Genomic DNA, 20,770 nt, shown 5'->3' on the forward strand with positions numbered 1-20,770 from the left:
CAGGCAGCAAGCATTGAATTAATCATAACCATTCAGGGGGTGCCGCAATCACGCCTCTGGCGTGAGTACCAGGAACTACAACTGAGTGCCCCCTGAATACTTGCAATTTATCTATACCTGAAAAGCAGTATCCTGCCAGGAAACAGGTATCCTGACCTTTTTCCCGGCCTTGTTTTTAAACAGAAGATAACCCTTATCCCGCCCGAAAAGATACAGGTCCCGGGTAACGGACACATCCTGGCGGCAATACTCGACGATTTTGTCCAGTTCGCCTTCTTTCCACCACTTCAGGGCCATAAGGCCGTTGGCGGACTTGTTCGTCCCCAGGGTATGCCTGGCCAGGTGATCCAGGGAAAGGCGGTGTCCCAGCCTGGCCTCAATCTCCCTTAACATGTCCAGGGTGGGCAGAGAAGAAAAATCATAATCCGATAACCCCTGCAGGACCCTGTAGTCGAATTTGAGCAGGTTAAAGCCCACCACAAGGGAAAAGTCTTCCAGAAATGACCCAAGATCGGCTGCCTGTTCCTGGTCAAAGGTAACAAACTCCTGGTTCCTGGAATCAAATACCACTGCAAAGCTGACCCCCATGCGGTGGCAGTTGCCCCATCCACCGACTTCCTGTGCCGAATACCTGGTTTCTATATCTAACACGGCATAGGGAAGTTCTGCCTGGTCACTCTTTGTGTATCCGCTGTCAATTTCCATAGAGCCTTCATCAGTTTCAATCCTGCAGGAAACATCCTTTCTCTTTGCCTCCCCGCACCGCTCCCCGGCAAGCACTGCCAGCATGTGCATGGCTGCCTCCTTGTCCAGGGGCCTGTTGCCTGATCCGCACTTGGGAGAATGAATACACCCGGGACACCCGTTTTCACAGGTACACGAAGACAAAATCCCCATGGCCCTGGCCACAAGCCTGTCCCCCAGTTCAAAGGCCTGCCTGCAAAGGCCGATACCCCCGGGAGTACCATCGTAAATAAATACTGCCCCCTTATGCAATTGCTCATGCACAGGGGATGCAATACCGCCCAGATCATTGCGGTCGGTCAAAATGATCAGGGGCATGCACCCGATGAGGCCATGTTCCAGTGCATGCAGTCCCCCCATGAAGTGCAGCCTGCGATCTTCCACATCGCGGCGCACCTGGCTGTCCAGGGTAAACCACATCCCCTGGGTCTCGAAAACCAGCGGAGGCAGATCCAGGGGGATAAGCCCGATGCGGGCCTGTCCCCGGACAAGTCTCTTCTCATAGGCGCTCACATGTTCGGTTACCTTGAGCCGGCCCAGGCAGAGTTCTCCGGCGGCTGTAGCCCTAGTGGCCTGCACCTCTACAATTTCAGTGTATTTCTCGGTGATGGGCCTGGTATAATAGTTTGCTTCCGATTTTGCCGCGTAAACGGCAAAGGTCTCCAGATCCAGGTCCTGAACCACGTAAGTCTCGCCCATATGCAGGTAGACAGCTCCGGGATGGGTTTCCTTGAAGGCCCTGACCCCGTCCACTTCCCCCAGGTACTCCCCTGTGGAATGCTCAAAAATATTATAGGTCTGTCCTGTACCTCGAAGATCCACGTCCTTGTGCGGATACCTGGCCCGGGTATAGTAAAAACTTCTGTCCCGCGAAGCCAGCAACTCGCCATCTTTTTCCAATGATTTAATACACTTTCCAGCTTCATTGTCCAGCATCATTTCCTGCAGTGCAATGGGTTTTTCTGCTGCGGCGCATACCAGGTGTCTGCGCATTATGCTGGGATTGTCCGGATTGATGACCGCACTTTCCGGCTCCAGACTGAAAAATTCCCGGGGATTTCGAAGCAGGTACTGATCCAGGGCGTCCTCATGCCCGATGAGCATGATGGCACTGTCTCTGCCACTTCTGCCCACCCTTCCCCCGCGCTGCATGGTGGCCATAACCGATCCGGGATAGCCCACCAGCAGACACAGGTCCAGGTGGCCGATATCAATGCCCAGCTCTAAGGCACTGGTGGAAACAACCGCCAGAAGCTCGCCAGAGGCAAGCTTCTGCTCGATCTCCCGGCGCTGTTCCGGGAGAAACCCGGCCCTGTAGGCACTTATATATTTCTTAAGCCTGCCGGCCCGCTGGGAAGCCCACATGGCAATGAGTTCGGTCATCTTTCTGGACTGGGTATAAACAATTGTGCGCAGGCCAAGCTCCAGGGCCTTCTGCAGAACCCGGATGGCACTCTGGGCCGCGCCCTGCATCTCGGGATCCAGAAGCAGAAAATGCTTTTTACCGGCAGGAGCACCCCCTTTCTGGATTACTTCCGGCTCATGTCCGGTCAGGGCCGAGCAGAGTTGTCCCGGGTTGGCTATGGTGGCTGAACTGAATATAAATACCGGTTCACGTCCGTACTGGGCGCAGATGCGCCTCAGCCTTCGAAACACCCAGGCCATGTTGGACCCCATAACCCCGCGATAGGTGTGTACCTCGTCCACAACTATATATTTGAGCGCGGAAAAAAACTTCTGCCAACTGCGGTGATAGGGCAGAAAAGAACGGTGCAGCATATCCGGGTTGGTCAGGAGGATATTTGGAGGTTTACTCCTGATCCTGGCCCGGGCCTGGGGGTCGGTATCCCCGTCGTAGACTGCAGAATCAACATGAACCTTGCCTGCCAGCAACCGGGCGAATTCCTCCAGGCTGGTCAGCTGATCCCGGGTCAGGGCTTTTAGGGGAAAAAGATAAAGGGCTCTTGAGGCGGGATCGTTTATTATGGATTCCAGGACAGGGATGTTGTAAATAAGAGATTTGCCGCTGGCAGTGGGCGTGGCCGTGACAACGCTCCGGCCCTTTCGAACCAGGTTTACCGCCCTGGCCTGGTGGGTATAAAAATTTTCGATGCCTGATTCTGTCAACGCCTGCTTAAGGGGAGGGGGCAGTCCCTCAATGCCGGAAAATTCGGCTTCTCTGGCCGGGATTTCCTTGACAGCCACTGTGGAGAGCCCCTGCAGGTCTCCCTGGCCCATCTGCTGCAATAACTCGTCAACACCGGGCATTTGAGCTTGTCTCGTACTCACTTGGGCTGGATATTGTACTTCTTTAGCTTGTACTGCAAAAGGCTCTTGGAAATATTCAAGAGCTCCGCTGCCTTAACCTGGACAAACCCGCTTTTAACCAGGGCTCTTCTGATGAGCGCCGCTTCGATCTTTTCCAGGGTTCCGGACAGTTCCAGTTCCACCGGCAACAAATCCACCGCGCTCTTGAACTGGGCCTCTTCGTCCTTGATTTCGCTTGGCAGATCCTCCACTCCTATTTCTTCCCTGGAAGCAAGCACCATGCAGCGCTCCACCACGTTTTCTAACTGGCGCACATTTCCGGGCCACTCGTACGCTGTAAGATATTCCAGGGCCTCGGGGGCGAATTTTTTTAGTTCCTGCTGGTTTTCAGAGGAAAATTTCTGCATGAAGTGTGCAACCAGAACCGGAATATCCTCACGCCTTTCCCTGAGGGGGGGCAGGTTTATGCCCACCACGTTCAGGCGGTAGTAAAGGTCCTCGCGAAACTCCCCCTTTTCCACCGCCTGCTTGAGATCCTTGTTGGTGGCTGCCACCAGCCGTATGTCTGCATGAATGGTTCTGGAACCGCCTACCCGCTCAAAGGCCTTTTCCTGCAGCACCCGCAGAAGCTTCACCTGCAGATCCTGGGAGAGCTCGCCCACTTCGTCCAGAAACAAAGTCCCCCCGTCGGCAAGCTCGAACCTTCCCTTCTTCATGGCGGTGGCCCCGGTAAAAGAGCCCTTTTCGTGTCCGAAGAGTTCGCTTTCCAGGACCCCGGGACTTAAGGACATGCAGTTGATGGAGATAAACGGACCTTCCCGGCGCGGGGAAGAATAGTGTATGGCCCTGGCTATGAGCTCCTTGCCAGTGCCCGATTCCCCGGTAATCAACACCGTGGACCTGCTCGGCGCCACTTTGGACACCATCTGCAGAACCTCCCGGATACTTCTGCTGTTGCCCACCAGTTTGTGCGGCCCGTACTGCTCCGCCAGGGTCTGGGTCATGAGCCTCTTTTCCTGCTCAGACTTGGACAGAAGGGCCGCCTTGCGTACAGAGAGCATGAGCTCGTCATTGGAAAAGGGCTTGGAGATATAGTCAAACGCCCCGCAGCGCATGGCTTCCACCGCCCCGTCAATACTGCCGTAGGCGGTCATGATGAGTACCGGGATCTGGGCATGGTGCTTCTGGATATGCTCCAGTATATCCTGCCCGCTTATCCCGGGCATTTTCATGTCCGTAATAACCACATCCACCTCGGACTCATCTAAGTAGTCCAGGGCCATCTGTGGATCATTCAGGGCTGTGACGGTATACCCCTCTTCCTCTAAAATGGTTTCCAGGATCAGAAGATAATTCTTTTCGTCATCTATAACCAGAATATGGCTGTTCATGTCTTTCTCGAGCCTAACGGCTTTGCTGACTGTTCTGTTGGGTGCTGAACCGCACTTGGACGCTGGCTCCGCCCTCGGGGTTGTTACTGATATAAAGCCCTGCTTCATGGTTTTGCAGGATCCCGGCCACAATGGCCAGCCCAAGTCCGGTTCCGGTATCCTTGGTGGTGTAGAAAGGCTCCAGATACCTGTCAATCATGGTAGGCTCGAACCCGGGGCCGGTATCGGTCACCACCACCAGGGGTGCATCATCCCAGGTGATCTTCACCCTGATGACGCCTCCCCTCGGTGTGGCCTGCAGGGAATTTACGAAAATATTGTAAAAGGCCCGGTAAAGCAGGTCCTTGTCCCCCATGACATGCATGTTCTCAGGAAAATCCTTTTCCAGGGTTATATCATGCTTGTCCAGCTCAGAGCCCATAAAAGAGATCAACTCATTCCATATGCGCACCAGGTCCACCTGGTCCAGCTTGGGCTGCTTGGGCCGGGCATAATCAAGAAAATCGTTCACAGTCTGACTGAGTCTCTTGGACTCGTCAAATATGGCCTCTAAAAGCCTGGCATCCGCCGAGCCCTGCTTTTTGGCCCTGTTGTACAAAATCTCGCTGCTGCTGCGGATAATCCCCAGGGGGTTTCTTATTTCATGGGCGATGCTGGCCACCATGCGGCCCATACTGGCCAGTTTCTCATTTTGATGCAGCTCTTTTTCTAAGCGTTCCTTTTCGCGTATCCTCTGGTCCAGCACCTTGTCCGTGCGCAGTATGATCATGTACAACAGGAAAAACAGGACAAGGGAAAAAGTAAATGACCCGATAATGATAAGCCACTGAAAATGGATTACCGATTCATAGTCCGAGGTAATATCCTGGTGGAATTCCAGTATGCCCATGATGGGCTCATCCTTGACCCCAAGAGTTCTTTCCGCCCGCAGGGGATATACAGTCTTGAGCACGATGGAATCAGGCTCCAGGCTGAACCTGAACATGGCCTGCCAGCTGGAGATATTTTTCTTGAGTTTGAAACTATGGCGTCCATGCTCAAAGGTGGAGGCCACAAGCCTGTCAGCAAGTTCATCCTGTCCCACCAGATCCTGGTCTGTAGAATAGGAAACCACCCCCTGGTGGTCATATATACTCACATCCAGCACATGAAAACTGTGTATGGTGGAACGCACCACCTGGTCCAGACGCTCGTACTGCGCTTCCTGGCGCAGTTCTATCCGGCCGAATCCAAGCACCGTGGGCAGGGTGAACCTCTGATATATCTGGTGGTTCAGGTTTTCCGCCAGGAGCAGTGCAAACTCATGGTTTTTATTGATTATAGCCTCCCGGGCATAGTTGGCTATAAAAACCGACAGGGCGAGACTGGAGGCCAGGATGATAATCAGGGAACTCCATGAGAGGAACTTAACAAAAGGAAACGGCTTCACCGGATCAGAGCGTATAAGAGATCTGAACAACCTGGAACACCTGCCTCAATTCATATAATTTAAGATTCATCACAACTGTTCATAGCTCATTGTTTTTGCTGCCCCCCTTTAAATAACTACAATGCCAGTTCAATTATTCCAGAATATTGCTGTCACACAATCTTGTCATTTTATGAGTACAGCACGGCCTACTCCCCTCCTTGGTTAAGGAGGGGTCGGGGGTGGTTGGTTCTAAATGGTAACTTCCTTATTATCAAGTTACTCGAATGTTTCTGTCACACAAGCCTGTAATTTTATGAGTACAGCACGGTCTACTCCCCTCCTTGGTTAAGGAGGGGCCGGGGGTGGTTCGTTCTAAATGATCACTTCCTTATTATCCAGATACTCGAATGTTTCTGTCACACAAGCTTGTCATTTTATGAGTACAGCACGGTCTACTCCCCTCCTTGGTTAACTGAGCCTCGCACACGCTTGACACCGGGGCCATGAGGAGTTAAGCGTTATGGCATGTATATCAGCGGTCAATATTTCTCCAAGGATACGTTGAATTGGGTCCAGGCAACGATCAACGAGCAGCCTTCCATGTCCATGCGCGAACTCTCAAGGCTTGTTTGCCAAAAGCTGGACTGGAGAGCCGCCAATGGAAATCTTTGCCAGGTAAGCTGTCGAAAAACTCTGGCTGAACTCAACCGGAGAAACATCCTTGAGCTTCCCCAGAAAGAACAGTTTTATGATTTTCAACAAAAAAAGGCTGCCAGCAATAATTTTGAGCCTCCAAACGTAGATTGTACACTGGACCAGTTGGGTGAAGTCAATGTCTATCCGGTAGCAAGCCGGTACAGCAAAGATTCCAAGCTCTTTTTCCACCTGCTGGAACAATACCATTACCTGGGCAACGGTTCTTTGTGCGGGGCACAAATGAGATATCTTATACACAGCTCCACCTATGGCCACCTTGGTGCCCTGGCCTTTGATTCAGCTTCCTGGGCAGTCAAAGCCAGAGATAAGTATATCGGCTGGAGTGAAGCCGCCCGAAGAACAAATTTGCATCAGGTGCTTAGAAACGCCAGATTTTTAATTCTGCCTACGGTCCAGGTTTGTAATCTGGCCTCCTACGTTTTATCCATAGCCCTGGCCAGGCTGCCCCAGGACTGGGAACAACGATACAATATACGCCCCGTTCTGGTAGAGACCTTTGTTGATCCAGGCAGGTTTTCCGGCACATGTTACAAAGCTGACAACTGGACTTTACTGGACAACCAGACCGCCGGTCGCAGAGACGGAGTTCCAAAAAATATTTTTCTCAAGCCTTTGTGTTCCAACTGGCGTGAAGTTCTTTGCCGTGAACCTCAAAAGAAATTAGGCGAAATTCCTCTTCCGGAAGAACCAGAAAACTGGGCTGAATACGAGTTCGGGGCCATTCGCCTTTACGATGATCGTCTAAAGCAACGACTTTTTAACATTGCCCAGGATTTTTTTGCAGACCCTGAAGGTGATATACCAAAAGCCAGCGGTTCCAAGGCCCGGACAATGGGAGCCTACAGGTTTTTTCAAAACCCCAGGATAAATATGGATGTAATACTTGACGCTCACAAAGAGGCCACAGTTGAACGTATCAAAGAACATCCCGTGGTCCTTGCTCCTCAGGATACCACGACCTTGAACTATAGTGCGCATCCCATGACCAGTGACCTGGGGCCTATATGTACCAGTGAGGATACCCTCATCGGCCTACTCCTGCACGACACACTGGCCTTTACAGAAGAAGGCATACCCCTGGGTGTTCTGGATGCCCAGTGTTGGGCCAGAGATCCAGAGGATGAAAAGAAAAGAGAACGGCGTAAAGAACTGCCCATAGAGCAAAAAGAAAGCATTAAATGGCTTCGCAGTTTGAAAAAGTCTGCGAAGTTCAAAAACTCTGCCCGGATACCAAGCTGGTAAGTATTGGGGACCGGGAATCGGATATATACGAACTCTTTTCCAGCGCTCTGGAAGATCCACAGGCTCCGCGGCTGCTGGTCAGAGCTGAAAAATCGCGTAATCGCCAACTGCACGATGATTCGCTGTGGGAATATGTCTTCAAACAACCTGTAAGCGGATCACTTAAAATACACGTTCCACGCAGTGGGTCGCGTAAGGCCCGTGATACCTGGATGGATATCCGCTTTACCCAGGTAACCCTCAAACCGCCCAAGCGTTTAAATAAGCATGGCCCGGCAACTGTCTGGGCTGTATATGTCCTGGAGCAGGAGCATTCCGATCCTATTGAATGGATGCTGCTGACCACCGAAGAGGTGCCGGACTTCCAGACCGCAAAAAGATGCGTAAACTGGTATGCAAACCGCTGGGGGATTGAGGTTTATCATAGAACTCTTAAAAGTGGCTGCCGTATAAAAAACCGTCAGCTGGGCACTGCTGATCGCCTGCAGGCATGCCTTGGTGTAGACATGGTGGTTGCGTGGCGTATTTATCATCTGACTATGCTTGGCAGGGAGATTCCCGATGTACCATGCACAGCTTTTTTTAGTGATGCCGAATGGAAAGCCCTTTGCTGTTATGTATACAAAACCTCCACGCCTCCAGAAGAACCACCATCACTGCAGCAATCAATATATATGGTGGCAGGAATAGGAGGACACCTTGGACGTAAAGGCGACGGTCCTCCTGGAACCCAAACCCTTTGGCGAGGCCTGCAACGCCTGGATACAGCCACAGAGATGTACACAATTATGAATCCGCAGGCTTATCCCAATATGCCCTCCGGACCCTGACCAGACCCACGGTGTCATGTGTGGGTAAAGGTCAGCCTTGGTTAAGGAGGGGCCGGGGGTGGTTCGTTCTAAATGATCACTTCCTTATTATCCAGATACTCGAATGTTTCTGTCACACAAGCTTGTCATTTTATGAGTACAGCACGGTCTACTCCCCTCCTTGGTTAAGGAGGGGCCGGGGGTGGTTCGTTCTAAATGATCACTTCCTTATCCAGATTCCCGCAGGTTCGGCTATATCGCTGTCACAAAAAATTGTCATTTTATGCCTGCGGCACGGACCACTCCCCTCCTTGGTTAAGGAGGGGCCGGGGGTGGTTGGTTCTAAATGATCACTTCCTTATTACCAAGTTACTCGCAGATCAGGTCCCGGGCCGCCCTCGTGAGACACTGACTTCTGCCCCTAAGCCCTGAGCCCGGCCAGAAAACCACCCAGCCTCTGCAGGCAGTCCTGCAGCACCTCGTCGCCCACAGCATAGGAAATACGCACACACCTGTCGTCGCCAAAGGCCTTGCCCGGCACCAGGGCGATCTTTTCCTTCTCCAGCACAGCCTTGCACAACTCCGTGGAGCTGTCCACCCGGTCATTGTAGAAGGCATCCACCCTGGGAAAAAGGTAAAAAGCACCATCAGGCCGCGGGCATACAGCATCCTTCCAGGAACCGATTATTTCCAGGGCCAGGTCCCGACGCCGGGCAAAGCTGTCGCGCATTGTCTCCACCATCTCGAAGGACCCTTCCAGTCCGGCCAGGGCCCCTTTCTGGGCAAAAGAACAGACATTGGATGTGGACTGCCCCTGTATTTTGCTCATGGCCTTGATTAAATCCTCATGGGCCAGGATGTAGCCTATACGCCACCCGGTCATGGAAAATGTCTTGGATAGGCCGTTGACTACGGCCACGCCATCAGGATGCTTTTTCCAGAAACTGCAAAGAGAGGACATCTCTGCCGGAGGATAGACCAGTTGATCATAGACCTCGTCGCAAATGACAAAAATATCCCTGGAAACGGCCCAGCGGGCGATATCCTCAAGTTGTGCCTGACTGTAATGACACCCTGTGGGGTTGGAGGGGGTATTTAATATAAGCACCCTGGTCCTGGAAGTCACGTATTTCTCCAGATCTTCCTTTTTAACCAGGAAATTGTCTTCCGGCTCCGTGGGTACGATGACCGCAGCGCCCTCTGCCAGCTGTACCATGTCCGGATAACTGACCCAGTAAGGACCGGGGATCAACACTTCGTCCCCGGGATCAACCAGGGCCTGCAGAAGATTATAAAGACACTGCTTGCCTCCGTTGGAAACTATCACCTCGTTTTGCGTACACTCAATACCATAGGTCCTGGAAAAATATCCAGCCACAGCCCTTCTCAGTTCCGGCATGCCGGGCACAGCGGTATACCTGGTAAATCCCTTGTCCAGAGCTTCCTTGGCAGCGGTTACTATATGATCAGGGGTTGAAAAATCCGGTTCTCCAACCGCCAGGCTGATTACATTTTCGCCTTCAGCACGCATCTCCTGGGCCTTAGCGTTTATTGCCAGGGTTGCCGAAGGTTGAATACTCAAGACTCTTTTGCTAAAGTTCATTTTTTCATGCTCCCTTAGAAATGGCTCAATGTTATTGATCAACACTTTAAAACCCCGGTTAATGCAAGCAAGTATCAAGGACTTACTGCTTCGCATCCGGCCGGGCGGACAGTGCACGTCGCTGCCACAACTGAAAAACGGATAGTATAATAATAAAACTTTCGTTGAAGGTAAATGTTTATTTGCCCCGACGTACCGGAGGAAACCAGTGAAGGTATTAAGAACCCCAAATATGGAAAGATGCATAGGGTGCTACTCATGCTCCCTGGCATGCGCCAGGAATGTATACAAATCCCTGTCCTGGAAAAGAGCTGGCATTCAGATACGCTCATCCGGCGGAATCAGCACGGGTTTCGAAGCCAGGGTATGCCTGGCCTGCGATCCTGCTGCCTGCGCAGCGGCCTGCCCCACCGAGGCCCTGCGTCAAAGACCCGGCGGAGGTGTTTTCTTCAAGCAAAATAGATGCATCAACTGCGCAGAGTGCTCCAAAGCCTGTCCCGTGGGTGCCATATACTTTGATCCCGTGAGGGAAACGCCGGTGCTCTGCATCCACTGCGGCAGGTGCGTTTCTTACTGTCCCCACGAATGCCTGGAAATGGTGGATACCGCCAAGGAGAAAAAATAATGACAAGCAGCTTCAAAGTAATGGTGGTGGATCTTGGCAAAAACAAGTCCTCCCTGGAATATTTCGATGCCCGCCGGGAATGGATCGGAGGCAGCGGCCTGGCTGCCGGTCTTTTCAGTCATTTCGGCCTTCCCGGCGAAGACGCATTTCATCCGGATCAGCCTCTGATTCTGGCCATCGGACCCCTGACCGGCTACTTTCCCCTCATGAGCAAGACCATCATGGGATTTATGTCCCCCTACAACAACCAGTACGCTGAGTCCCACGGCGGTGGAAGATCCGCCCTGGCTCTAAAATTTGCCGGATACGACGCCCTCGTCGTCCGGGGAAAGGCTGAAAAACCCACCTGTATCGGGCTGGGCTCCAGAGAAGTTCACATACAGGACGTGCACTTTTTAAAAGGCATGGATATATTCAAAACAGGCAAAAAGATGCGCAGCCTGAAGCCCACCAATCCAGGGCACAGAAGCATCCTGCGCATCGGCCCCGCCGGGGAAAACCTGGTGCGCTACGCCTGCGTAAATGTAGACACCTATCGCCATTTCGGCCGCATGGGCAGCGGTGCGGTCATGGGAGCCAAGAACCTCAAGGGCATCATCCTGTCCGGGGACAGCCACGTGGACCTGGATCCTGACCTTAGCAAGGAATACAACAAGGTCTACAAGGATATCTATAATACTGTGGTGCAAAGCGGGGCCATGCGCAAGTACCACGACCTGGGCACCCCGGAAAATATCCTGCCCCTGAACGAATTGCAGGCCCTTCCCTGGCGCAATATGCAAAGCACTTATGATGAAAATGCCGGGGGTATATCCGGGGAAAAGTTCGGCCAGGACCAGCTGTTAAGGCAGGTGGCCTGTGCAGGATGCCCTGTGGGATGCATTCATATAGGTCTCTTGCGCGAACGCTTCGGCCAGGAGCACGAATACCTGTACCGCCAGGTTTCCTACGACTACGAACCCATCTTCGGCATGGGCACCATGCTTGGAGTTGACACGGCCCCCGGGGTTTTGACCCTTTTGGAGGACGTGGAAAAAATGGGACTGGATGCCATCAGTGCCGGGGTTGCCCTGGCCTGGGCCACCGAAGCCCTGCAAAAGAAAATCATCACCAGGGAACATACCCTGACAGACCTGGAGTTCGGCAATGTTCAGGCTTACAGGGAGGCGCTGGATCACCTGACCCGGCAGCCCAATGAGTTTTACCAGGCACTGGCCGGGGGAACCATGAAAGCCGCAGAAAAATACGGCGGCGAAGATTTTGCCTGCGTTCTGGGTCAGGAAATGGCCGGGTATGCCACCGGGGAAAACTACTTCGTCAGCCAGGCCTTAGGGTTCAGGCATTCTCATCTGGACACCGGAGCATACGGCCTTGACCAGGAACAGGACTCCAGAAACATAGACAAAGCCATAGAATATATGCAGGATCAGGAGGATTACAGGGTCCTTATGTGTTCCATGGTCGGCTGTCTCTTCGCCCGCAAGGCATATCCCAAAGAAAATATTCTCAGGGCCTTGAATTCCCTTGGATATGATTATACACAGGAGGAACTGGACGCCTGTGTGGAAAAGATCAAGCATCACCGCTGGGCGCTAAAGTTCAGGACCGGATTCAAACCTGAAGACGTCAAAATTCCATCCAGGTTCAAGGAGATAACCACCTGGAAGGGCAAAACAGACCCGGAGTATATGGACAAGCTTAAAAGTAAATACCAGGAAGTACTCCGGGAAATGGCCAGTGCGCACGAAAAGAGGCAGGGAGAAAATCAATGAACATTTACGAAATGGTGGCCCGCTCCAGGAGCTATCGCCGCTTTTACGAGAACTACAAGGTCAGTATGGAGACCCTGACTTCCCTGGTTGATCTGAGCAGGCTTACTCCGTCTGCGGCCAACCTGCAGCCACTCAGGTACATCATCAGCAATGATCCTGTAACCAACGGGTCCATATTCGAAACCCTGACCTGGGCAGCATACCTCAAGGACTGGCCCGGTCCGTCAGAAGGAGAAAGGCCCTCGGCCTACATAGTGATCCTGGGAGAAAAGAAACATTCCAAGACCGCTGCCTGGGACATGGGCATAGCCGCCCAGACCATCATGCTGGGTGCAACAGAGGCCGGTCTGGGGGGCTGCATTGTAGGCTCCATCAAGAAGGAAGCCCTGTCTGAAGCCCTGCAGGTCCCTGATGAACTGGAAGTCCTCCTGGTCCTGGCCCTGGGCAAGCCCAAGGAAATGGTCCTTTTGGAAACCCTGAAGCCCGGACAGGACATCAAGTACTGGCGGGACAGCAGAAAAGTGCACCACGTACCCAAAAGGCCCCTGGAGGAAGTACTGATAAAAAGCTTTGAAAGACAGGAAGAACAGTAGAAACTTTCTAATCCTTAAGTTCCCGGGGCGGGCAGCTCCCCGCCCCTTTTTTTGATACAGTCCTGCCCTTTTCTCCTGCAACTAGATCAATATATCTTGCGCTGGCTGAAACTCGTCCCCAGTACGCTGAAGGTGTTTTCCACTATGAATATGGCCTGCGGGTCCACGGAAAAAACGGCCTGCTCAAGTCGCTTGAGCATGATATTGTTGGTTATGGCCATGATTATATTCTTGTCCTGACCGGTATACCCCCCTCTTCCCCTTAAAAAAGTCGTCCCGATCTTCAGCCTGTGCATCAGGTCTTCTGCAATTTCTTCGTTTTTATCTGAAATCACCAGCACCAGCTTTCTGTTGTTGAACATGCTTAATGTGTATTCCACGATATAGGACATGATGAATACAAGAATAAGTGAAGCAATCACCAGATCAATGTCCAGGATCAGAAGACTTATTGAAAACAAAAAGAAGTTGAAGACAAAATAAAATTTTCCGATTCCAAAATTAAATTTCTGATTAAGCATGATGGCTATTACGTCCAGCCCGCCGTTGGATCCCAGGGACCTGAGGACAATGCCGCAGCCGAACCCTCCCATGGCCCCTGCGGCGATGGCCGCATACAACTGGTCCTGGATACCCAGGTCTATGCTGATCCCTTCATATGCCAGAGTTGCCACCACCATGGCAAAAAGGCTGTAACCGAAAAACCTGCGGCTCACATAAAGCCAGCCCAGGACAAAAAGAGGGATATTGATCAGAAAATAAAGCACCCCCGCAGAGATTACAGGCGTGGAATAATATGTAAGAAGGCTTACCCCGAATGCCCCACCGGGAATAAACTTGTGATGTACCATTATCCCCTTGAGGGCTATGGCAAAGATTACAGAACCTAGGGCAATAAGCAGAAGGTTCCACCAGATGGTATAAGTAAATCTTAGAAGATACGAGGACATGTCCTCCTCCTGCAAAAATCATTTCAAAACTGTTGACTTTTTCTGCCGCATGCCGGTGCCTCAGTAAAAAACACCCGAACTGTTACAGAACCCAAAAAACAAAGGCCCCCGAAGGCTGCGCAAGCAACCCAGGGAGCCGTGAAGACTGCCGGCATACGTGTTCAGAAATTTTACCGATTTTTCTCATGACCGGTCAAGGAAATTATCCCACGTGCCTGCTTTTTAAAAAAGCAAAAAAATGCTGGCTATTTTGATTTTGCTCAAGTAATATACATACGAGTAAAAAATTTGTAACTATTCACCACCTGAGGACGAGTAGCCAGGGTCCGGCTGATCCCCACCGCTGATCGACTTTTTTCAGCTTCTTCGTTCGGCACCAGCCCTTTGTCCCCCGGGAGGAAGAGAATTAATGTAACCATTCAGGGGGTCCTCGGTGGTGATTACTGGCACGAGGCCTGGGGACTGTCCCCCGCTAAGTATCGGCTGTGTTTGTACACAAAACTTCGCGTCTGTAATTTTTGTAATTGTGCGTAAAAGGTGTCGCGGGGACTGTCCCCTGGCCGGTTCAGGCATCCCCTGAATGGTTACGAATTAATAATCCTGGTCTTTACCGGGTTTTTGAAAAAAAATATCTGGTTAAAGCCAACAGCTTGAAAAATTCATTCATAACGATTGGTTACACATAACTAATTAAAATAAATTGTCTTTTTAAGGCAGATTATTTCCAGGAAACCCCGGGGATCACACCTGCAGCTCTGATTTTATCTTGATATTTGAGACCATTACATTTTGGGTTGATAAACGATATATTTTATAATAAGTACGATACAAATCAGAAGGAGGGAGCAACGCATTCCCTACAGAACAGCATATTATCGATATAAAAATGACGAGTTTTTTACCAGCAAAATATACCAATGTTCAACACAACTTACTGCCTGAATCACGACAATATAGGCATCCTTAGTATACTGTGGACATGAAATCCCGGCACCTGAAAAGTTCGCAGTTATATCTTGAATAGTTAGAGAGAATCTTAAACAGCATATACAAAGGAGAAGACGCCATGATAGGATCACAAGGCAAGTATTTTTTCACCTCGGAGTCTGTATCCGAGGGACACCCGGACAAGGTATCCGACTATATATCGGATGCGGTCCTGGACGCCCTTCTGGAGAATGACTCCGAATCCAGGGTGGCCTGCGAGACCCTGGTCACCACCGGCATGGTCTTCATCGCCGGGGAGATCACCTCCCAGGGCTACGCCGATCTGCCAAGCATTGTCCGGGAGACGGTCAAGGACATCGGCTACAACAGCTCGGACATGGGTTTTGACTGGGAGACCTGCGCGGTTATCTCATCCATAGACAAGCAGTCCCCGGACATCGCCCAGGGCGTGGAGAGAAAGTCCCCCGAGGAGCAGGGGGCGGGAGACCAGGGCATGATGTTTGGCTATGCCTGCACCGAAACCGACGCTCTCATGCCTGCGCCCATTCACTACGCCCACAAGCTCAGCCGCAGGCTGGCCTTTGTGCGCAAGAAAAAAGTCCTGGACTTTCTGCGTCCCGACGGCAAGACCCAGGTGGGCCTGGAGTATGAAAACGGCAGGCCCAAGCGCATCGACAACGTGGTGGTCTCGGCCCAGCATGACCCAAACATCGCCTACCAGGACCTGTCCGATGCCATCAAGAAGGAAGTGATTTTTCACACCCTGCCCCCGGAGCTTATGGATGAGAAGACCAAGATATACATCAACACCACCGGGCGCTTCGTGGTGGGAGGTCCCATGGGGGACTGCGGCCTTTGCGGACGCAAGATAATAAACGACACCTACGGCGGCATGGCCGCTCACGGCGGGGGGGCCTTTTCGGGCAAGGATCCTTCCAAGGTGGACCGTTCCGGGGCCTACATGGCCCGCTACGTGGCCAAGAATGTGGTAGCCGCCGGCCTGGCCGAGCGCTGCCAGGTGCAGATAGCCTACTGCATCGGCCTGGCCGAGCCTGTCTCGGTACTGGCCACCTCCATGGGCACCGGGCAGGTGGATGACGAGACCTTGACCAAGGCGGTGCGCGAGGTATTCGACCTGCGCCCTTATTTTATCATAAAACGCCTGGACCTCAAGCGTCCCATCTACCAGATGACCACCAACTACGGCCATTTCGGCCGGGAAAAGCCGGAATTCACCTGGGAAAAAATAGATGCGGCAGCGGACCTCAAAACAGCCTGCAAGCTGTAACGACCCGGGCATTGCTTCTTTTTTTCGATTACAGTCAAGTGACGCTTTCAAAATAAATAAAACAACAAATCATCAAGGAGGAATATCATGTCTGAGAAATTAGGTAAAATAGCCGACGGACTGCTGCACGGTAAAATTGACGAGGTTGGAGAGCTGACCCAGGAACTTATAAACGACGGAATGGACCCTGAAGAAATTCTGCAGAAGGGCCTTTTTGCAGGCATGGATATTGTCGGAAAGAAATTCAGGGACTGCGAAATGTTTATCCCGGAAGTCCTGCGTTCAGCCAAGGCCATGCACGCAGCCATGGAAAAGCTGCGCCCGGTGCTCTCCGAGGAATCCAGCTCCAAGGCCGGTACAGTGATCATGGTCACCGTCCAGGGCGACCTGCACGACATCGGCAAGAACCTGGCCGGCATGATGATGGAAGGGGCCGGATTCAACGTCATCGACATGGGCATTGACCGCAAGACCGAAGACATCGTGGAAATGGTCAAAAAGGAAAAGCCCCAGATTCTGGGACTGTCCGCCCTTCTGACAACCACCATGCCCAAGATGGGCGAGGTCATAAACGCCCTCAAGGAAGCCGGCATCCGCGACCAGGTCAAGGTCATCGTGGGCGGAGCCCCGGTAACCGACGACTTTGCCCAGGAAATCGGGGCCGATGCATACGCCCCCAATGCCTCCATCGGAACCGAAAAAGCCCTGGAGCTGGTCAAGGGATAGACCCCGGTCATCCTTATTCTTTCTTGTAGAAACGCATACACAGGAGTCTAAATATGCCCAAAATCAATCAAACCATACAGACAACCCCCAAGTTCAGGGTTTTGTCCGAGAATCAGATCGAGATGATCTATTCTGCGGCCCTGGACGTTATACAGCGTACCGGGGCCAGGTTTCACCACGATGAGGCCCTGGAGCTGTTTAAAAACAGCGAGGCTGTGGTTTCCGACGGCAACCTGGTCCGGGTGCCCATTTCTCTGGTGGAAAAGGCCATCAAGAGTCACCCCCGCAAGATCAACCTCACCGGCAGGACCGCAAAACACAGAATCAAACTGGAAAAGGACACGGTAAACTTCGGCACGGGTTCGGACCTGCCCTTTACCTATGACCGCGAAACCGGCGAACGCAGGCGCACCAACTACAACGACGTTGTAAACGCCGCCCGCATCGTGGACTTTCTGCCCAACCTGGACTTTTTCATGTCCCACGGCATAGTCCAGGACGTACCCAACCCCCAGACCTACGATCGGCACCAGTTCATGGCCATGCTCAAGGGCTGCACCAAGCCCATGGTCCTGACCTCTGTAGACGGTGAAGGACTGGAGGATCTGTGGAAAATGGCTTCTTTGTTCCGGGGAGGGGAAAAGGAATACCGCCTGGAGCCCATGTTCGTTACATACATTGAGCCCATCTCTCCCCTTAAAAACGACAATACAGCAGTGGAAAAGCTTCTTTTCTCCGCAGAAAAAGGCATTCCCTGCATGTATACCCCATGCCCCAGTTCCGGAGCCACAGCCCCGGCCACCATGGCCGGCATGCTGGTGCAGTCTCTGTCCGAAACCATGATGGCCTCGGTACTCACCTATCTCAAAAACCCGGGCATGCCCCTGGTAATGGGCGGAGTGACCACTGTCCTGGACATGATCACCACCACCTACTCCTACGGCGCACCGGAACTGTCCCTGGCCTCGGCAGCCAATACGGATATCTCCAAGTGGCTGGGCCTGCCCATGTTTTCCACCGGCGGATGCACCGACTCCAAGGTCCTGGACGAGCAGGCGGCCATTGAATCCGCCACAAGCAACTACTACGCCTATCTTTCAGGAGCCAGCCTCGTGCACGACGTGGGCTATATCGACAGCGGCGTCAATGCCTCCCTGGAAAGTCTGGTCATGAACGACGAAATTATCGGCATGATCCGCCAGATAGGCAAGGGCATCAACACCGAGGACGAATACCTGGCCCTGGACCTCATAGACAAGATCGGCCCCGGCGGGGAGTACCTTACTTCAGAGCATACACTGACTCATTACAAGGACTGGTTTCAGCCGAGGCTCCAGGACCGCTCCGATTACGAAACATGGGTGCGCGAAGGCAAAAAGACCATGAATGATCGCATCAAGGAAGAAACTGAGCGCATTCTGCAGGAGCACCAGCCCGAGCCCATTGACGACAAGCTCCAGAAGGAACTGGAAAAGATTATTGATGCCGCTGAACAGAGGCACTCCAAGTAGAACCTCCAACCCAAGACACAGGCTGTGCTCAGCCTGCAGCCATTTTCGCCCAAGGAGGATTAATATATGGCCAGTGATAAAACCAACTGCACAGTAAACCGCAGTCCAAGGTTTTCCTTTCTATCAGAGGATCAGAAGCAGACCATATTTCACGGAATGCTCAAGGTCCTTCAGGACACCGGGGCCAACGTTCACCATGAACAGGCCCGGGAAATATTCAAAAAACATGGATGCAAAGTCGACGGCATCCGGGTATATATCCCCCCCAAACTGGTGCGCCAGGCCCTGCAGTCAGTGCCGCTCATGACCACCATTTTCGACTGGGAGGGAAATCCACGCATCTATATCGAGGAAAACCGCAGCTATTTCGGTCCCGGCCCTACCCTGGTATACTTTCGCGACCCCTATACCATGGAGCGCCGCAAATGCCTGCGCCAGGACGCCACAACCGTGGCCCGGGTCTGCGACGCCCTGCCCAATATAGGCTTTGTGGAGGGCCTGGTGACCATAAGCGACGTCCCCCGGGGAACTGATGACGTATACGAGTTCGCGGACATGATCCAGAACACCACCACCCCCATTATGGCCTGGTCCTACCAGCGCGGCGGGGCCCGGGATATCCACCGCATCGGCTGCATCATGGCCGGCGGGGAAGAGGCTTTCCGGAAAAAGCCCAACTATATCCTGTACAGCGAGCCCATCTCACCGCTGGTGAGCGATTTCCACGCCATTGACAAGCTAATGTACTGCGCCGAACAGGGCATTCCCCAGGACTACAGCCCCTGCGCCATCGGCGGCGGCACAGTCCCGGCCACCCATGCCGGGCAGCTGGTGGTGGCCCTGTCCGAATCCATGGTGGGCGTAGTTCTGTCCCAGCTCATTAATCCCGGCACCTGCATCATCCTGGGCGGGGTGCAGTCCATCCTGGACATGCGCCGGGGCATTTACGCCTACGGAGCACCCGAGCTCAATGTACTGAGCGGAGGACTCACGGAAATGGCCCGGTACTGCGGCCTGCCCATGTTCGGCACAGCCGGGTGCACCGATACCAAGGTCATGGAAATCCAGTCCGGCATCGAAGCCACCCTGCAGATCCACACCTCCATGCTCACGGGCGCCAACTTCGTCCATGACTGCGGCTACACCGAGTCAGGCAAGACCGGAGACATATTCCAGACGGTGATGGACGACGAAATCATCAGCATGGCCCGCATCATAGAGGACGGCATAGAGGTCAACGAAGAGACCCTGTCCGTGGACGTGATAAACAGGGTGGGCTCCGGAGGCCACTACCTCTACGAAGACCATACCATGAAATGGTTCCGCAAACACTGGCGTCCCACCCTCATGGACCGGCAGAGCTACGAGGACTGGGTCAAAAACGGCAGCCAGACCATGCAGGACCGCATCATCAAAAAAACCAGGGACATCCTGGAAACCCACGAAGGTCCCATTTCCAGAGTCCCCAGGGACGTGCAGAAAGATGTCCAGAAAGTGGTGGACGAAGCCGTGGAAAGAGTGGAACGGGAAGGACTGGATTAATCTGTAAAGAGGGGGGCCGGGCACATGCATGTCCGCCCCCTTTATAATAAAAGTCTAAGGCGGGCTATGCCCGCAACCCAATAAATAAAAGAGTTTTTGACAGGATTAACAGGATTAAGAGATTGATTAAGAGAAAAACATTTTTGTCCTGGCCGGAAGCCAGGCCAAAAGGTAATCACTCCAGCACTCACTTTTTTCCGGCACTCATGAAGAAGAAAGTGAGTGCTGGATGGTAAATTCAGTCAGCGGCATCAGGCCGGTGGCTGATTATCCTATCCATCCTGTTAATCCTGTCGTATCTGTTTAGCGCTTTGCATGTGGCATGGGGACTGGCTCTTCCGGGACCCACTTGTCCCAAAAAATGAGATGTTTTAAGCACAAAATGATGCTCAAGTGGGTCCCGGAGTGCCTGTCCCCTGCTTTCCTTAAAAGCGCTAAACAGATACATCCTGTCTAAGTTTCTTGTTTTTTATGACAGGGTTTCAGGAGTAAGTCACTAAAAAACAGTTCCCAATAAACAAGGTAACAACAAAGGGGACGTGGAGCCGGGTATCGCCAGGCTTCTTGTCCGTTCCCGTGCTCCATTCCCCATACTTTTCAATCTAAACCTCAGACCCATACCCTGAATAT

The 20,770-nt window shown here is 52.6% G+C and carries 14 protein-coding genes; 9 read left to right on the forward strand and 5 right to left on the reverse strand.

All coding sequences use genetic code 11. The features are described from left to right. Positions 1 to 111 precede the first annotated feature (111 nt). From DTHIO_RS12625 to DTHIO_RS12635, 3 genes are read right to left on the reverse strand one after another with little or no spacing between them, the layout of a single operon-like run. A complete protein-coding gene (locus tag DTHIO_RS12625) occupies positions 112 to 3,033 on the reverse strand; it encodes a DEAD/DEAH box helicase (protein ID WP_208596414.1) in 2,922 nt (973 codons plus the stop codon). Next, complete coding sequence (locus DTHIO_RS12630; protein ID WP_008870662.1) at positions 3,030 to 4,403, reverse strand: sigma-54-dependent transcriptional regulator; 1,374 nt, start codon at positions 4,401 to 4,403, stop codon at positions 3,030 to 3,032. The genes DTHIO_RS12625 and DTHIO_RS12630 overlap by 4 nt, the downstream gene beginning before the upstream one ends. A 13-nt stretch (positions 4,404 to 4,416) precedes the next feature. Beyond that, complete coding sequence (locus tag DTHIO_RS12635; RefSeq protein ID WP_008870663.1) at positions 4,417 to 5,862, reverse strand: ATP-binding protein; 1,446 nt, start codon at positions 5,860 to 5,862, stop codon at positions 4,417 to 4,419. A gap of 477 nt (positions 5,863 to 6,339) precedes the next feature. On the opposite strand from DTHIO_RS12635, the gene DTHIO_RS22085 reads away from it, so the two are divergent. Together DTHIO_RS22085 and DTHIO_RS22090 are read left to right on the forward strand one after the other, a co-directional pair. Next, positions 6,340 to 7,773: an IS4/Tn5 family transposase DNA-binding protein gene (locus tag DTHIO_RS22085; protein ID WP_208596415.1), complete on the forward strand. Its 1,434-nt coding sequence runs from the start codon at positions 6,340 to 6,342 to the stop codon at positions 7,771 to 7,773. Further along, entirely contained in the window at positions 7,710 to 8,603 is an 894-nt protein-coding gene (locus tag DTHIO_RS22090) for an IS4 family transposase (protein WP_208596416.1), read from the forward strand. Before DTHIO_RS22085 ends, DTHIO_RS22090 begins: the two co-directional genes overlap by 64 nt. 400 nt (positions 8,604 to 9,003) lie before the next feature. On the opposite strand, the gene DTHIO_RS12650 is transcribed toward DTHIO_RS22090, so the two are convergent. After that, the gene (locus DTHIO_RS12650; protein ID WP_008870664.1) at positions 9,004 to 10,185 is read right to left on the reverse strand and encodes a pyridoxal phosphate-dependent aminotransferase; all 1,182 of its coding nucleotides are present in this window, start codon (positions 10,183 to 10,185) and stop codon (positions 9,004 to 9,006) included. A gap of 208 nt (positions 10,186 to 10,393) precedes the next feature. Here DTHIO_RS12650 and DTHIO_RS12655 point away from each other — a divergent pair, with 208 nt between their 5' ends. The 3 genes from DTHIO_RS12655 to DTHIO_RS12665 are packed head-to-tail and all read left to right on the forward strand — an operon-like array spanning position 10,394 to position 13,175. Beyond that, the gene (locus DTHIO_RS12655; protein WP_008870665.1) at positions 10,394 to 10,810 is read left to right on the forward strand and encodes a 4Fe-4S dicluster domain-containing protein; all 417 of its coding nucleotides are present in this window, start codon (positions 10,394 to 10,396) and stop codon (positions 10,808 to 10,810) included. Further along, entirely contained in the window at positions 10,810 to 12,582 is a 1,773-nt protein-coding gene (locus tag DTHIO_RS12660) for an aldehyde ferredoxin oxidoreductase N-terminal domain-containing protein (protein WP_008870666.1), read from the forward strand. The genes DTHIO_RS12655 and DTHIO_RS12660 overlap by 1 nt, the downstream gene beginning before the upstream one ends. Then, positions 12,579 to 13,175, forward strand: a complete 597-nt coding sequence (locus DTHIO_RS12665; protein WP_008870667.1) for a nitroreductase family protein — start codon at positions 12,579 to 12,581, stop codon at positions 13,173 to 13,175. The genes DTHIO_RS12660 and DTHIO_RS12665 overlap by 4 nt, the downstream gene beginning before the upstream one ends. Positions 13,176 to 13,261: 86 nt before the next feature. Here the strand turns inward: DTHIO_RS12665 and DTHIO_RS12670 are convergent, their stop codons facing one another. Then, a complete protein-coding gene (locus DTHIO_RS12670; RefSeq protein ID WP_008870668.1) occupies positions 13,262 to 14,125 on the reverse strand; it encodes a YitT family protein in 864 nt (287 codons plus the stop codon). A 1,066-nt stretch (positions 14,126 to 15,191) separates the two neighbouring features. On the opposite strand from DTHIO_RS12670, the gene metK reads away from it, so the two are divergent. The 4 genes from metK to DTHIO_RS12690 all read left to right on the forward strand — a co-directional run bounded on the left by metK (position 15,192) and on the right by DTHIO_RS12690 (position 20,140). Next, the gene (metK, locus tag DTHIO_RS12675; RefSeq protein ID WP_008870670.1) at positions 15,192 to 16,361 is read left to right on the forward strand and encodes a methionine adenosyltransferase; all 1,170 of its coding nucleotides are present in this window, start codon (positions 15,192 to 15,194) and stop codon (positions 16,359 to 16,361) included. 87 nt (positions 16,362 to 16,448) lie between these two features. Further along, entirely contained in the window at positions 16,449 to 17,087 is a 639-nt protein-coding gene (locus DTHIO_RS12680; RefSeq protein WP_008870671.1) for a cobalamin B12-binding domain-containing protein, read from the forward strand. 53 nt (positions 17,088 to 17,140) lie between these two features. Beyond that, entirely contained in the window at positions 17,141 to 18,598 is a 1,458-nt protein-coding gene (locus DTHIO_RS12685) for a trimethylamine methyltransferase family protein (protein WP_008870672.1), read from the forward strand. 66 nt (positions 18,599 to 18,664) lie between these two features. After that, on the forward strand, positions 18,665 to 20,140 hold the full coding sequence (locus DTHIO_RS12690) for a trimethylamine methyltransferase family protein (RefSeq protein ID WP_008870673.1): 1,476 nt from the start codon (positions 18,665 to 18,667) through the stop codon (positions 20,138 to 20,140). The last annotated feature ends 630 nt before the right edge of the window (positions 20,141 to 20,770 follow it).

Source organism: Desulfonatronospira thiodismutans ASO3-1 (assembly GCF_000174435.1).
Taxonomy (GTDB): Bacteria; Desulfobacterota; Desulfovibrionia; order Desulfovibrionales; family Desulfonatronovibrionaceae; genus Desulfonatronospira; species Desulfonatronospira thiodismutans.